General features: G+C 39.0%; 11 protein-coding genes. 4 read left to right on the top strand and 7 right to left on the bottom strand.

Annotated elements, in window-relative coordinates; all coding sequences use genetic code 11:
* The first annotated feature begins 180 nt into the window (after positions 1 to 180).
* Positions 181 to 534, top strand: a complete 354-nt coding sequence (locus RBH95_RS16105) for a toxin-antitoxin system YwqK family antitoxin (RefSeq protein ID WP_307900587.1) — start codon at positions 181 to 183, stop codon at positions 532 to 534.
* Between the two features lie 71 nt (positions 535 to 605).
* Here RBH95_RS16105 and RBH95_RS16100 read toward each other — a convergent pair whose 3' ends face one another.
* Both RBH95_RS16100 and RBH95_RS16095 read right to left on the bottom strand, forming a co-directional pair.
* Positions 606 to 2,822 carry a hypothetical protein gene (locus RBH95_RS16100; RefSeq protein ID WP_307900586.1) on the bottom strand — a complete coding sequence of 739 codons (2,217 nt, stop codon included), beginning with the start codon at positions 2,820 to 2,822 and terminating at the stop codon, positions 606 to 608.
* A 122-nt stretch (positions 2,823 to 2,944) separates the two neighbouring features.
* Positions 2,945 to 5,749 carry a TonB-dependent receptor gene (locus RBH95_RS16095; RefSeq protein ID WP_307900585.1) on the bottom strand — a complete coding sequence of 935 codons (2,805 nt, stop codon included), beginning with the start codon at positions 5,747 to 5,749 and terminating at the stop codon, positions 2,945 to 2,947.
* Between the two features lie 180 nt (positions 5,750 to 5,929).
* Between RBH95_RS16095 and RBH95_RS16090 the strand changes: the two genes are divergently transcribed.
* Entirely contained in the window at positions 5,930 to 7,273 is a 1,344-nt protein-coding gene (locus RBH95_RS16090; protein WP_307900584.1) for a deoxyguanosinetriphosphate triphosphohydrolase, read from the top strand.
* A gap of 195 nt (positions 7,274 to 7,468) precedes the next feature.
* Positions 7,469 to 7,639 carry a hypothetical protein gene (locus RBH95_RS16085; protein ID WP_307900583.1) on the top strand — a complete coding sequence of 57 codons (171 nt, stop codon included), beginning with the start codon at positions 7,469 to 7,471 and terminating at the stop codon, positions 7,637 to 7,639.
* On the opposite strand, the gene RBH95_RS16080 is transcribed toward RBH95_RS16085, so the two are convergent.
* On the bottom strand, positions 7,617 to 9,398 hold the full coding sequence (locus RBH95_RS16080) for a 1-deoxy-D-xylulose-5-phosphate synthase (protein WP_307900582.1): 1,782 nt from the start codon (positions 9,396 to 9,398) through the stop codon (positions 7,617 to 7,619). The two genes, RBH95_RS16085 and RBH95_RS16080, sit on opposite strands and share 23 nt — an antisense overlap.
* A 59-nt stretch (positions 9,399 to 9,457) precedes the next feature.
* Between RBH95_RS16080 and RBH95_RS16075 the strand changes: the two genes are divergently transcribed.
* The gene (locus RBH95_RS16075; RefSeq protein WP_307900581.1) at positions 9,458 to 9,907 is read left to right on the top strand and encodes a nucleoside deaminase; all 450 of its coding nucleotides are present in this window, start codon (positions 9,458 to 9,460) and stop codon (positions 9,905 to 9,907) included.
* Positions 9,908 to 9,969: 62 nt separating this feature from the next.
* Here RBH95_RS16075 and RBH95_RS16070 read toward each other — a convergent pair whose 3' ends face one another.
* The 4 genes from RBH95_RS16070 to aspS all read right to left on the bottom strand — a co-directional run bounded on the left by RBH95_RS16070 (position 9,970) and on the right by aspS (position 14,074).
* The gene (locus tag RBH95_RS16070) at positions 9,970 to 10,161 is read right to left on the bottom strand and encodes a cold-shock protein (protein ID WP_307900580.1); all 192 of its coding nucleotides are present in this window, start codon (positions 10,159 to 10,161) and stop codon (positions 9,970 to 9,972) included.
* Positions 10,162 to 10,251: 90 nt separating this feature from the next.
* On the bottom strand, positions 10,252 to 10,482 hold the full coding sequence (locus tag RBH95_RS16065; RefSeq protein WP_307900579.1) for a hypothetical protein: 231 nt from the start codon (positions 10,480 to 10,482) through the stop codon (positions 10,252 to 10,254).
* 3 nt (positions 10,483 to 10,485) lie between these two features.
* The gene (locus RBH95_RS16060) at positions 10,486 to 12,273 is read right to left on the bottom strand and encodes a chloride channel protein (protein WP_307900578.1); all 1,788 of its coding nucleotides are present in this window, start codon (positions 12,271 to 12,273) and stop codon (positions 10,486 to 10,488) included.
* A 46-nt stretch (positions 12,274 to 12,319) separates the two neighbouring features.
* Positions 12,320 to 14,074 (bottom strand): aspartate--tRNA ligase, encoded by a 1,755-nt coding sequence (aspS, locus tag RBH95_RS16055; RefSeq protein WP_307900577.1) that lies wholly within the window; start codon positions 14,072 to 14,074, stop codon positions 12,320 to 12,322.
* Positions 14,075 to 14,095 lie beyond the last annotated feature (21 nt).

Genomic DNA, 14,095 nt, shown 5'->3' with positions numbered 1-14,095 from the left:
ATGACTTTAATGTAACGATAATATTAACTAATTATTAATAAGATTTAATATTCAAAAAGTGATAACTATCATAAAAACAGGCATATTACGCTTCAATGTTAATTTAATGTTACCAAAACGTTTATTGAATGTAAATTTTTTGTAACTTTGAGTATATATGAACCTTAAACCCAAAGCAACATGAAAAAGATAGTCGTACTTGCAGCATTGCTTTTTGTAAGTCTTGGATTTGCACAGAGTGAACGAACTTTAACGTTAAATAAAGAAACCAATGTGATTGATGTCGTGTATTATCATGACAACGGAACCATTAGCCAAACGGGTAGTTATACGTTTGACGGGAAGCTACAGGGTGATTGGTATAGTTATGATGTAAATGGAACAAAAATAGCGGCAGCAAAGTATGACAATGGTGTTAAAACTGGTAAGTGGTTCTTTTGGGAAGAAGATACTTTAAAAGAGGTAGATTATCTTAACAATAGAGTGGCCAACGTAAATGAATGGACTACCAAAGATGCTCTGGCATCTAAATGATAATAATATAATTAATAACAAAAAAAAGCACCCTATTTAGGGTGCTTTTTTTGTTTGGTAGAGTGTTCTTATTATAATCCAGTAGTCCAACCAGCAGCCCAATCAGGAGCGTCTGCACCGTTACCAGCACCGGTAGCAGTAGCTTCGGTATAGAATGTTTGGTTAGCACCAGTATAATCAGTTGCCATAAATCCTTCGGCAATGTTTTCAAACATTACGTTGGTCATGGTTAAGTCACCGTTTTCAATTCTTGCAGCAGCTTCTGCATCTGTGTCTTTTACTTTGATACCTAAGTTAATTCCAGTTGTATAGAAGTTATCGATAGTAAAGTGACCTCCACCTTCTTTGAAGTATAGGGCACCTTCGGTAACAGGTCCTACAACAGTAATATTAGATAAAGTAGTTGTGGTTACAGGGGTAGCATTTCCATTGTCAGAATTGTTAGATCCTTCAATACCAGCTTTAGCACCTCCGGCAATGTACCAGTTAGATCCAGATCCAGTCCAACCATCAGCAAAGTCGATAGAGTCATCTCCACTATTGATAGAAACTAAGTAGTTACCTACTACAGATCCTCCGAAGAACTCGATACCGTCATCACCACCGTTATAAGACTGTACATATTCAAATGTAGTTCCGGCACCAACACCAAATAATGATACACCGTTGAATTCTTTAGAGTTTGAGAAGGTAGCACCAGTGTACTCTACTCTTAAGTATTGGATCGATCCAGAACTATCATCTGTATCGTTTCCTCCGTAGATTAAATCACCAACTTCAGAAGTTACAGAAGTCCCTTTGTTGGTAGGTGCGTTACCACAGATAACCAAACCTCCCCAGTCACCAGCAGCAGGAGATGCTGCGCCAGAAGTCATTACTACAGGGTTGTTAGCTTCTCCGTTAATGTTGATAGTAGCATTTTGTTCTACTCCAATAAAGGAAGCAGTACCACCAGTAGCTTTAATTACAGTTCCAGCAGCGATGTTTAAGGTTCCTCCTGCTTTAACGATTAAGCTACTAGTAAGTGTATATTCAGTATTAGCGTTAAGGGATACAGTACCTGTAATTTCCCCAGCCAAGTTTTCAGTAGCAGAACCACTGTTGTCAAGACCAATAGTCCATCCAGCAGCCCAATCTGGAGCAGCAGCACCGTTACCGGCACCTTGAGAAATACCTTCTGTGTAGAAAGATTGGTTGCTTCCTGTGTAATCAGTAACCATGAACCCTTCAGCTGTATCTGCAAACTGTAGATTAGTAATAGTCAAGTCGCCATTTTCGATTCTTGCACCAGCTTCAGCATCGGTATCCTTAACTTTAACGCCAAGGTCAACATTACTAACATAAAAGTTGTCGATAGTAAAGTTACCTCCACCTTCTTTGTAGTAAAGCGCTCCTTCAGTAACAGGGCCTACTACAGTGATGTTAGAAAGTGTAGTGGTAGTAACAGGGGTTGCATTTCCGTTATCTCCGTTGTTGGATCCTTCAATACCCGCTTTAGCGCCTCCAGCGATATACCAATTAGAACCGTTTCCAGCCCATCCGTCAGCAAAGTCGATAGAGTCATCACCACTGTTGATAGACACTAAATAACGTCCTTCTACAGTTCCACCAAAGAACTCGATACCGTCATCGCCACCGTTGTAAGACTGTACATATTCAAAAGTAGTGCCAGCACCAACACCGAATAAAGATACCCCGTTGAACTCTTTTGAGTTTGAGAAGGTAGCTCCAGTATACTCAACTCTTAAGTAGCGAACAGAACCAGAGTTGTCATTAACTTCACTGCCACCATAAATTAAATCACCAACTTCAGAGGTTACAGAAGTTCCTTTGTTGGTAGGTGCATTACCACAGATTATTAATCCACCCCAATCTCCAGCAGCTGGAGAGTTGGCGGCAGAGGTCATTACTACTGGGTTGGCAGCTGTACCGTTAACAAATATTTGAGCGCCTTGAGCAACTGCGATATAAGCTGAAGTTCCTCCAGTAGCTCTGATTACCGTTCCAGCAGGAATGGTTAAAGACCCACCGTTAAGAACTACCAATGCTCCTGTTAATTCGTACTCAATAGAAGCGTCTAATGCAACGTCATCTGAAATTTCTCCTTCCAAAATGCTTAAGGTCTCACAAGGTGCACAATCACCTCCACAATCGATACCTGTTTCATTTCCATTTTGAATTCCGTCATTACAAGTAGCTCCTCCACCATTGTCGTCATCGCTGGAACAGGATACAACAGAAATCAATGTTGCTACTGTAAGAATTAAAGTAAATAAATTTTTTCTCATTGTGTTTTTTGTTGTTTTAAAAATTTAAAGCGAAATACGGCAACAGCTTTAAATTGAAGTTTACAGAATGGTTAACTTAATATGAATATATTTTGTTAATTCTTTGATTTGTTAACAATTGCTTAAAACTGGTATGACAAGGATAATTTAAAATCTCTTCCCTTTTTGTAGCTCATTACGTCAACATTTTGTGTGTCTTGGTAACGTTCAATAGAAGGGTTTAACAAGTTCTTAAAAGAGGCTCCTAGAGTGATATGCTCGTTTACTTGATATTTAGTTACAAAATCCAAGGTGCCATAACCTTTGTCTACCATGTTTCCTTTTCCTTGAATTCCCAGGGCGTAAATACGGTCAGAGAAATAGTTGAAGGCTAAAGTTGTCATGAAGTTTCGGTCTTCTGAAAAGTCTTTGTTGAAACTGATATCGGCATTCATGATAAAGTCTGATGCTCCGGAAAGACGATCGTTTTCATTTGTAAAGACTGTTGAAAGTCCAGAAGTTTCTTCAGATACTTTTTCATCATTCAATTCTTGGTCGGTATACATGTAGGCTGCATTTAGGCCTGCAGAGAACACGGTTGCCAAGGTACTGTCGTCGGTTTCAACTTCACTTTTGAACAAGTTTTTACGTACTTCAAGCTCGGCCCCAAGTGCCATAGCGTAATCTCCAGAATTAACCCAGCTAATATCATTGGAAGCCGAGGCAATGGTAACTTGGTTGATTGGGTTTTCTATATACTTTCCAAAAGCCCCTAGAGAGAAAATCTCATCAGATTCTGGGAAGAATTCCCAAATAATATCAGCATTGTAATCTGTAGACGCATACAAATCTGGGTTTCCTATATAATCTTGGTTCACCTCTTGGTATAGGAAAGGAGCACGTTCTTTAAATTGTGGTAAGGTATACGTTTTACTAGCCGCAAATTTTAAGTTGTGCTTTTCGTTTAGGGCATACTTTAAGGATAGTGCAGGAAGTATTTCGAAAGTGTCATATTCGTTGTCTTCGTCACTTTGGCTTATGGAAGTGTCCCATCCAATTGTTTGGCTTATTTGTTCTCCTCTAATTCCAGCAATCAAACTGAATTTTGATGAAAAGGCATATTCGAAATTAATAAACCCAGCATGGATGTTTTGCTCTCCTTTGTAAAATTGAGGGTCTAGTGCGTTTGGTGTGTTCACGTTACCTCTAAAGGTTTCTATTCTAAATAAGCCCGCATTAAGGTTTTGTTGATTAAAATAGGCATCTGCATTGTAAGGGTCTACAACAGGTTGCGTGATAAGGTTGTTGTTGGCGTCTCTAAGCAAGATTCTAAAGTTGAATTGTGTGGCTTCAAAATCTACTTTTTTCATTCTACCATTGTAACCCAAAGTCACTTTTCCAACATACATGTCATCTTCATTTTTGCTGAATTTGAAAGTTGTTGCAATGTTTGCAGCCAATTCATCTTCATTCAAATCTTGGTAGAATCTGTGGTTGTCTGACGCAGCAGAAACCAATTGCGTAGATTTAGGTCCTTCTGGATCATTTGGATCTACAGGAAGAAAAGTTGTCTGCCTTCTATTAGGGACATTGTTGTGAAGCATGTTGTAAGATACTCCCCAGTTTACATCAAATTGCTCACCAATGGCATGGTCACCCAATAATTGATTTACAAATAATTCGGTTCTATCAAATACCGAACGTTGAATGATTCCTCCACCTTCGGGAGCGTCATCAAATATGTTGATCACGCCGTCGTATTCCAATTGTTTCTGGCTTGTAGAGTTTAGGTAAAGTACGTTGTATTTTATGGATTGTTGTTTGTGTTTCAAGCCAATATTTCCCATTAAAGTGGTATTGGTCTTATACTCGTAGTTCTCAAAGTCAAAATCGCTCAATGGCACAGCAGATGCATTCACACCACCTCTGGAAATTCCTTCCTTATAAGTGAATCCATTACTGTAATTACCTACACCAAAGAAACTCAATTTAGTTTCATCCCCTAATCTTAACATCTCACCTCCAATAAGTGAGATTCCTGAATTGACAGGCATAGGTCCTTTTTCTCTGTCCCAACTAGTTGTAAAGTTATAGTTGTTTAGAGGGTATTCCGGGTAGTCTATGTCATAAAAACCACTATAGTTAGGGCCCTCGTGTAGGTAGAAATCATTGGTTCCGATGGCCTCGGTGTTCGCACCGCTGCTCAATCCTAATTGTAAAAATCCTGATCCTGTATAATCTTTGGAAGTAATATTGATGTTTGCTCCGGCAAAGTCACCATAGTTGGCTGCATTGTAAGTTTTGTCAATACCAATAAACTCAACAATATTAGTACTAAAGATATCCAAATCGATGTTTTTATTTGCTGGGTTGTTTGAAGGTAATGGTAGGCCGTTCAAAGTGGTAATGTTGTATCTATCACCTAAACCTCTAACAAATACGCTTCCTGAACCTTCCTGTTGAGAGATTCCAGAAACTTTGGTTACCGCGGTGGCAACGTCACTAACACCTTTTCTAGAAAGCTCTTGGGCGCCAATAGATGTTTTTATTCCAGTAGCTTTCTTTTGTTCCAATAGCAAAGCAGCTTCACTTTCTTTTCTGGTAGTAGTGGTAATGATTACCTCGTCCAATGAAGCCGCACTGGCTCCCATAGGCACATTTACTTCAGTTACTTTACCCGCAATTACATCTACAGTTATTTCTTGGGTTTCATATCCAACAAAGCTGAATACAAGTGTGTAACTTCCCGGATCCAGGTTGTCTATGGTGTATAGACCATCAAAATCTGAGGTGGTACCAGTAGTGGTACCTTTAATTAAAATGTTGGCAAAGGCCAACGGTTCGTTGTTAAAGTCAATGTCCGTTAATTTTCCTGCCACAGAACCAGTGTTTTGTGCGTAGAAAAAGGTGGTGAAAAGCACCGAAAATACAAATAGTAATTGTCTCATATTATAGTTGTTGTAATTCGCTGCAAAGAAACCTTCATACTGTAAAGTCAATGTTAACTCACAATTAAACCTAGGTAATAAAAAGGTTAGGGTAATGTTAAGGAATGAAGGGTTTTTTAAAGTTTGGAAACATTAATTTAACAATGAAAACAGTATCTTGCGTCGATTAAAATTTTTTAGATGAATTGGGAGGACTTACTATCCTTGAAGCGTTATGGGGATACCCATAAACGATTACGCAGGGAACAAGATGAAACACGGTTGGGGTTTGAAGTAGATTATGATCGCGTTATTTTTTCGGCAGAGTTTCGAAGTCTGCAGGATAAAACCCAGGTGATTCCCTTGTCCAAGACCGATTTTGTGCATACAAGGCTTACCCATAGTTTGGAGGTAAGTGTTGTTGGGCGCTCGTTAGGAAGAAAGGTAGGCCAAAGGATTCTAGAAAAGTATCCCTATTTACATACGGTACATGGCTATCAGGCTAATGATTTTGGGGCTATAGTTGCTGCAGCAGCACTGGCACACGATATTGGAAATCCTCCATTTGGGCATTCGGGAGAGAAGGCTATTGGGGAATTTTTTAAAAATGGGAAAGGCATTCAATATAAAGAGGCGCTTACAGAAAAGGAGTATCAAGATTTATGTGATTTTGAAGGAAATGCCAATGGTTTTAAAATATTAACCGAGACAAGAAGCGGCAGAGAAGGAGGGCTTCGATTGAGCTATGCAACTTTAGGGGCATTTATGAAGTATCCCAAAGAAAGTTTGCCTAAAAAGCCAACAAAGCATATCGTTGATAAAAAGTACGGTTTTTTTCAGTCAGAAAAAGATGTTTTCCAAGATGTAGCCAAGGATTTGGGATTGCTGACTCGCGGAGCTAAAGATGAGGTGCGATACTCGAGACACCCTTTAGCTTTTTTAGTAGAAGCTGCAGATGATATTTGTTATACCATTATTGATTTTGAGGACGGGATTAACTTAGGGTTGATTCAAGAAGAATTTGCTTTAGAATATCTAATAAACTTAGTAAGGCATTCTATCAATACTGAAAAATACCATGCGCTTTCTAATACCCAAGATCGCATTAGTTATTTAAGGGCACTTGCCATAAATACGCTAATTAATGAAGCTGTGGACATATTCATGGCGAATGAAGAGGCCATTTTAAAGGATGAATTCACCCAAGGTTTATTGGATAAGAGTAGGTTTGAGGCGCAAATTAGTGATATTATAAAAATTAGTATCCAAAATATATATGAATCTTCCGAGGTTATAGATAAGGAGGTTTCAGGGTATGAGGTTATCAACGGGCTGCTTACGGCCTTTACGGATGCGGTTTGTAACTGTGCCAATGGAACAGCCTCCAACTACAACAAGTTGGTATTGAAAATGCTCCCGGAAACAGTGCGCACTTCTCAGGGAACTACTTATGACAGTCTTATGGCGGTGTCAAATTATGTTTCGAAACTTTCCGATAGTAATGCCATACTTGCCTATCGAAAATTGAGGGGGGATTACATATAATTCGCTTGTTAATAACCTGTTGATAATTTTTACGGAACAGCGAAAAACAGAAGGTTTTTAAGTTAAATTTGAGCTGATTTAAAAATTCGGTTAATCTGGATTTTTAGGACACTAAAATGTATTTTGTCGAAGAAATTTGGATTTTATCGATAAAGTCTTACATTTGTCTTGTCGTTTATATTTAACTTTACAAAGATGAAAAAGAACCTTTTAGGAGCTCTTGTTATTTTTTTTGTTACCGTGGCATTTTTATTAATGCTTGATGATATGCGTTCTAGCAAAAATTCGCAACTCAACGAAAGTGTAGATATCTACAATGCCACAGAACAGCCTAACATGGCTACTACAGATACTGACGCTGAATAATTGCTTCTAGTTTTTCTGTAATTGCTTTAGCATCTATTCTTGCTAGATGTTGCAAAGTTACCATGCTTCCATGTTCCATGACAATATCTGGAACCCCCATAATGCTCACGTTATTTTTGTAGTTGTAAAGTGAAGCAAATTCTAATATAGCGCTTCCAAATCCACCTTTTTCACAACCATCTTCCACTGTAATTATTTCTGAATAGTTATGGAATATATGATGTAACATGGCTTGATCCAAAGGTTTTAAAAATCGCATGTCAAAATGGGCTACATCATCTTTCATTTCCAAAGTAGCAATGGCGCGGCTAACATTGTCTGCAATAAATCCTAGACTAAGAACCGCAATATTGCGTCCGCTTTTTATTTGCACTGCTTGTCCAATTTCAATTGGTTCAAAAGGTTGTTTCCATTCCAAAGTGTTACCCCTTCCTCTAGGGTAGCGAATGGCAATAGGGTGCTGCAGTCCTAGTTGTGCCGTATACATAATGTTTCGTAACTCAATTTCATTGCGAGGGGCGAAAATAATGAGGTTAGGGATGCATCTTAGATATGCTAAATCATAGAGTCCGTGGTGGGTGGCTCCATCTTCGCCTACCAATCCGGCACGATCCAAACAAAAGATTACAGGTAAATTTTGGATGGCTACATCATGGATTACCTGGTCGTAGGCACGTTGTAGAAAAGTTGAATAAATATTACAAAACACAATAGCTCCTTGGGTTGCCATCCCTGCCGCAAGGGTTACCGCGTGTTGCTCTGCAATACCAACATCAATGGCCCTCTCAGGAAATTCTTGCATCATGTACTTTAAGGAGCTACCTGTAGGCATTGCCGGGGTAATGCCTATAATATCTTTGTTGCCTTTCGCTAGTTCTACAATGGTATGCCCAAATACATCTTGAAATTTTGGTGGTTGAGCGGTATTGTTTTTAGCTATAAGTTCTCCCGTAAGGGCATCAAATTTGCCAGGTGCATGGTATTTAACTTGATCCTTTTCTGCCTGTTTTAGGCCTTTCCCTTTGGTGGTGATAACATGCAATAGCTTTGGGCCTTCAATAGTTTTTAAACGCTCTAACTGTGAAATTAAAGCTTCAAAATCATGGCCATCTATAGGGCCTGAATAGTTGAAATTTAAAGCCTCAAAAACATTCTCGTGTTTTTGAGTTCCCTTTTTAACGTTGGTTAAATATTGTTTTAGTGCACCTACGCTGGGATCAATACCAATGGCGTTATCGTTTAAAATAACCAATAAATTGGCATTGGTTACCCCGGCATGATTAAGGCCTTCAAAGGCCATGCCGCTGGCAATGGAGGCGTCACCTATAACAGCAATATGCTGCTTGTTGAATTGACCTTTCAATTGGGAAACAAGAGCCATTCCAAGGGCCGCAGAAATAGATGTAGAAGAATGTCCAACCCCAAAAGTATCATAAGGACTTTCGCTTCGTTTTGGAAAACCGCTCAGGCCTCCAAATTGTCGATTGGTGTCAAAAATGTCCCGACGTCCTGTTAATATTTTATGACCGTAAGCTTGGTGTCCAACATCCCAAATTAAAAGATCCTCTGGTGTGTTAAATATGTAGTGTAGGGCAATTGTAAGTTCAACAACGCCTAGACTAGCTCCTAAATGACCTTCTTTGGTTGCTACAATATGTATGATAAATTCCCTTAATTCTTTTGCTAATTGAGGTAATTGACCTTGGTCTAGAAGCCGTAAATCCTCTGGAGATTCTATTTGATTTATTAACTTGGACATAATTACAAATGTACCATTTGAAATCGTATTTTTGGGATTCGGAATTCAATTTTATACTCATGGAAAACCCCTTTGATGACGTCTATTTTATGAGGAAAGCCTTGCAGGAAGCGGAAGATGCTTTTGATAAAGGAGAGATTCCTGTTGGGGCGGTAATTGTGGTAGACAATAGAATTATTGCACGAGCCCATAACCTAACGGAACTGTTGAATGATGTTACGGCTCATGCCGAAATGCAGGCAATTACCTCTGCAGCTAATTTTTTAGGTGGAAAGTATTTGAACAAGTGTACCCTTTATGTGACTTTGGAACCTTGCCAGATGTGTGGTGGCGCTTTGTACTGGAGCCAGATAGGAAAAATTGTATACGGGGCTAGAGACGAGGAGCGCGGTTGTATCAATTTGAAAACCAAACTGCACCCAAAAACCAAACTGGTTGGTGGGGTATTGGAAGATGAGGCTTCCAGATTGATGAAACGCTTTTTTATTGAGAAGCGAAATCTCAATTAATTGCAAAAAAAACGCTTAACAATAGTGTTAAGCGTTGAAACTGTGTTTAAAGATATATCTCGTTAAACCACTTGCACGTTTGCAGCAACTGGTCCTTTTCTTCCTTCTTCTTCTGTGTACTCTACACTGTCGCCCTCGCGTAACTCGATACCGTTCAAGTTCGATACGTGAACGAAAATGTCTTTTCCTGTTTCGTTGTTTGTAATGAATCCAAATCCTTTTGAATCATTGAAAAATTTAACTGTTCCAGTCATGGTAAAAAAAATTATTATTAAAACATAAATGTATGATTTATAATTGTACCAAGCATTAAGGAATTGTATTTTTATTTAAAAAATTGATTATCAGTATTTTTTTTTGTGATTTCGCATTTTTTCGAGATTCTCTTTATTAATCATATAGTCCTTCATGTCTTTGTCCTTCCATCGGTAGTATGAAAACAGAGGAAACACAACTACAAAAAGTCCAACTACCCCAAAACCAATAAGTTTTTGGGAATATTCGACCTCTAAAAGAAATCCACATGCAATACTTAGCACGGAAAGTATGCAGGATATAGCAATAATGTATTTCATGTTTTAATGGGTAATATTGATTAATTTTCGACGATAGGCTGTCAATAATTTTGACTTAGAAATGAAGCCTACGTACACATTGTTTCTAACCACGGGGAGGTTCCAGGCATTACTGTCTTGGAACTTCTTCATAATATCAGTCATCTTGTCCTTTTCAATGTCGATGATTTCCGGAGGGTTTTGCATGACCTCTTCAGCCTTAATTTCATTGTAAAGACTTTGGTCGAACATCACTTGTCTAATGTCGTCCAATAAAATAATTCCCTTTAGGGTTTGGTCTTTACTTCGTACCACCGGAAAAATATTTCTACTGGATTTTACAACTGCTTTGTGGACAATATCACCAAGTGTCATTTCAGGGTTAACCGGTATGAAATTGGTTTCTATTACCTTGTTGATGTCCATAAGTGTTAACACTGCGTGATCCTTATCGTGGGTAATTAATTCGCCTTTTCTACCAAGCTCCATACTATAAACGGAATGTGGGTAGAAATATTTAGTAATGGCAAAAGAAATAGTTGCCGTAAGCATTAGGGGAATGAAAAGTTCGTAGCCCCCAGTTAATTCAGCAATTAAAAAGATGGCGGTAAGTGGGGCGTGGAGCACACCGGCCATTAATCCGGCCATGCCTACAAGTGTAAAATTACTTTCGGAAACAGGGTTGTTTATCAAAATTGTATGATTGAGGACTTTGGCAATACAGTTTCCCATGATACTTCCCATAAAAAGGGTAGGGGCAAAAATACCTCCAACCCCACCGGCTCCAAAAGTGATGGCACTGGCAATAATTTTGAAAAATACCAAACCTGCCAAAAGCCCAATAACAATCCAAACATTGGTAAGGTCTAAATGAAGAAAGTTGTTTACCAATGCTTTTTCTGGTTTTCCGGCAATAAGGTTGTTCATTACGTCAAATCCTTCTCCATATAAAGGAGGAATAAAATAAATGAGAACTCCTATAGCAGCTCCCCCTACCAAAAGGCGCTTAACAGGCGAGTCTATTTTTTTGAAAAGCTTTTGAATACGTTCATAAACTTCGGTGAAATAAATAGAAGTAAAGGCAGCAAAAACACCCAAAATAGCATAAAAGGGTACGTCGGAGGCCTTGAAATGATCTTCAATTCTAAAGGGCAATAGAATGTCGCTCCCAAAGAAAAAGTAAGACGTCATAATTGCCGAAAGGGATGCCAATAGCAAAGGAAGCATGGATGCGATAGTAAGGTCTAGACTAAATACTTCAATGGCGAATACAATAGCAGCAATTGGCGCTTTAAAAATTGATGATAGGGCACCTGCGGCAGCACAACCAATTAACAAATTTTTTGTTTTTTGGTTCATGTGGAACATGCGTGCAATGTTGGAGCTTATGGCGGCTCCAGTGGCTACAGTTGGTCCCTCCAGTCCAACCGATCCTCCAAAACCAACGGTAATCGGAGCGGTTAAAATAGACCCAAACATTTGGTACTGTTTCATCACTCCTTTGCGCTTGGCAATAGCCAATAGCGTGGAAGGGATGCCGTGGCTTACTTTATTTCTTATGATGTATTTAATGATAAGATACACCAAAGTGAACCCGATGATGGGAAATAAAAAGTAAAAGGCATGGTGGTAATATTGTACCAAACGGCCCTCCAGTAAATGTTGGATAAAGTGGGTCAAGTTTTTTAGAACCACAGCTCCAACTCCCGAAGTGAAACCAACCAGTATACTAAGGAAATAAACAAATTGCTTGTGAGAGATATGTTTGGCTCTCCAAATCAATAAGCTTTTGTACAACGATTTTGCAGGCATAACCTAAAACTACTAAAAAATCCTGCAATTTGCAGGATTTAATTTTTTATGAATTTAGATTTAGTTTTAAGCTTAACTCATCCAGTTGGGCATTGTCGACTGGTGCAGGAGCATCAATCATGACGTCTCGGCCGGAATTGTTTTTAGGGAAGGCTATAAAATCTCTAATAGTTTCTTGTCCACCCAAAATAGCAACCAATCGGTCAAGCCCAAAGGCCAAACCACCGTGTGGAGGGGCACCGTATTCAAAAGCATTCATCAAGAATCCAAACTGAGCTTTGGCTTCTTCAGGAGTGAACCCTAAATAGTCAAACATTAAAGACTGTGTTTTTTTATCGTGAATTCTAATGGAACCTCCACCAATTTCATTCCCATTCAATACCAAATCGTAGGCATTGGCTTTTACTTCGCCAGGATTGGTTTCCAATAATTCCAATTGCCCTGGTTTAGGTGATGTAAACGGGTGGTGCATCGCGTGGTAACGCTCAGTTTCTTCGTCCCATTCCAAAAGTGGGAAGTCCATTACCCAAAGCGGTGCGAACTCGTCTGGTTTACGTAACCCTAGCTGTTCGGCCAATTCCATTCTTAAGGCGCTTAACTGTGTTCTTACTTTATGGGTGTTTCCAGATAAGATACAGATTAAGTCCCCCGGTTTAGCTCCCGTTACTTCTGCCCATTTGGCTAGATCTTCTTGATCATAGAATTTATCTACGGAAGATTTGAAAGACCCATCTTCATTGTAACGACAGTACACCATTCCCATAGCGCCAATTTGTGGACGCTTTACCCAAGCAATAAGCTTGTCGATTTCTTTTCTTGTGAAGGCATTTCCTCCAGGAACAGCGATACCTACAACCAATTCAGCAGCATTGAAAACTTGGAAATCTTTATGTTGGGTTACTTCATTTAGCTCTCCAAACTGCATTCCAAAACGGATGTCTGGTTTATCGTTTCCGTACAAACGCATCGCATCATCGTAAAGCATTCTTGGGAACTGGTCAATTTCAACTCCATTGACTTCTTTCAATAAGTGTCTTGTAAGCCCCTCAAAAGCATTAAGAATATCTTCTTGCTCAACAAAGGCCATCTCGCAGTCTATTTGTGTAAACTCTGGTTGTCTGTCCGCACGTAAATCTTCATCCCTAAAACATTTTACAATCTGGAAGTATTTATCCATACCACCTACCATAAGCAATTGCTTAAAAGTTTGTGGCGATTGAGGAAGGGCATAGAATTGTCCAGGGTTCATTCTACTTGGTACTACGAAATCGCGGGCACCTTCAGGCGTAGATTTTATTAAATAAGGTGTTTCAACTTCTATAAACCCTTCTTTTGAGAGGTAATTTCTAACCTCTTGGGTTACTTTATGACGAAAAATCAAACTGTTTTTTACTGGATTACGTCGAATATCTAGGTAACGATATTTCATACGTAATTCTTCACCCCCGTCTGTGTCATCTTCAATGGTAAAAGGCGGTAGTTTGGCACCATTCAACAAGGTAAGTTCCGAAACCAAAATTTCAATATCACCAGTAGCCATGTTTGGGTTTTTGGAAGCACGTTCTATAACGGTTCCTTTTACTTGAATTACAAACTCACGACCTAACTTTTGGGCTTGTTCCATAATGGCCTTTGGCGTGCGCTCTTCATCAAAAATAAGTTGGGTAATCCCGTAACGATCACGTAAATCTACCCATACCATAAAACCTTTGTCTCTCACTTTTTGTACCCAACCTGCAAGAGTAACTTCACTATTGATGTGTGATGCATTCAATTCACCACAATTATGACTTCTGTACATACCTTAAATTTTGAAGTGCAA

It is taken from the genome of Mangrovimonas sp. YM274 (genome assembly GCF_030908385.1).
Lineage (GTDB): Bacteria > Bacteroidota > Bacteroidia > Flavobacteriales > Flavobacteriaceae > Mangrovimonas_A.
This window is presented reverse-complemented; position numbering and strand designations above follow the sequence as displayed.

What these genes read in the sequence shown, in the direction of transcription:
- RBH95_RS16105 (WP_307900587.1), top strand. Translation starts at nt 181, where the DNA reads ATGAAAAAGATAGTCGTACTTGCAGCATTGCTTTTTGTAAGTCTTGGA.
- RBH95_RS16100 (WP_307900586.1), bottom strand. Translation starts at nt 2,822, where the DNA reads ATGAGAAAAAATTTATTTACTTTAATTCTTACAGTAGCAACATTGATT.
- RBH95_RS16095 (WP_307900585.1), bottom strand. Translation starts at nt 5,749, where the DNA reads ATGAGACAATTACTATTTGTATTTTCGGTGCTTTTCACCACCTTTTTC.
- RBH95_RS16090 (WP_307900584.1), top strand. Translation starts at nt 5,930, where the DNA reads ATGAATTGGGAGGACTTACTATCCTTGAAGCGTTATGGGGATACCCAT.
- RBH95_RS16085 (WP_307900583.1), top strand. Translation starts at nt 7,469, where the DNA reads ATGAAAAAGAACCTTTTAGGAGCTCTTGTTATTTTTTTTGTTACCGTG.
- RBH95_RS16080 (WP_307900582.1), bottom strand. Translation starts at nt 9,398, where the DNA reads ATGTCCAAGTTAATAAATCAAATAGAATCTCCAGAGGATTTACGGCTT.
- RBH95_RS16075 (WP_307900581.1), top strand. Translation starts at nt 9,458, where the DNA reads ATGGAAAACCCCTTTGATGACGTCTATTTTATGAGGAAAGCCTTGCAG.
- RBH95_RS16070 (WP_307900580.1), bottom strand. Translation starts at nt 10,161, where the DNA reads ATGACTGGAACAGTTAAATTTTTCAATGATTCAAAAGGATTTGGATTC.
- RBH95_RS16065 (WP_307900579.1), bottom strand. Translation starts at nt 10,482, where the DNA reads ATGAAATACATTATTGCTATATCCTGCATACTTTCCGTGCTAAGTATT.
- RBH95_RS16060 (WP_307900578.1), bottom strand. Translation starts at nt 12,273, where the DNA reads ATGCCTGCAAAATCGTTGTACAAAAGCTTATTGATTTGGAGAGCCAAA.
- aspS (WP_307900577.1), bottom strand. Translation starts at nt 14,074, where the DNA reads ATGTACAGAAGTCATAATTGTGGTGAATTGAATGCATCACACATCAAT.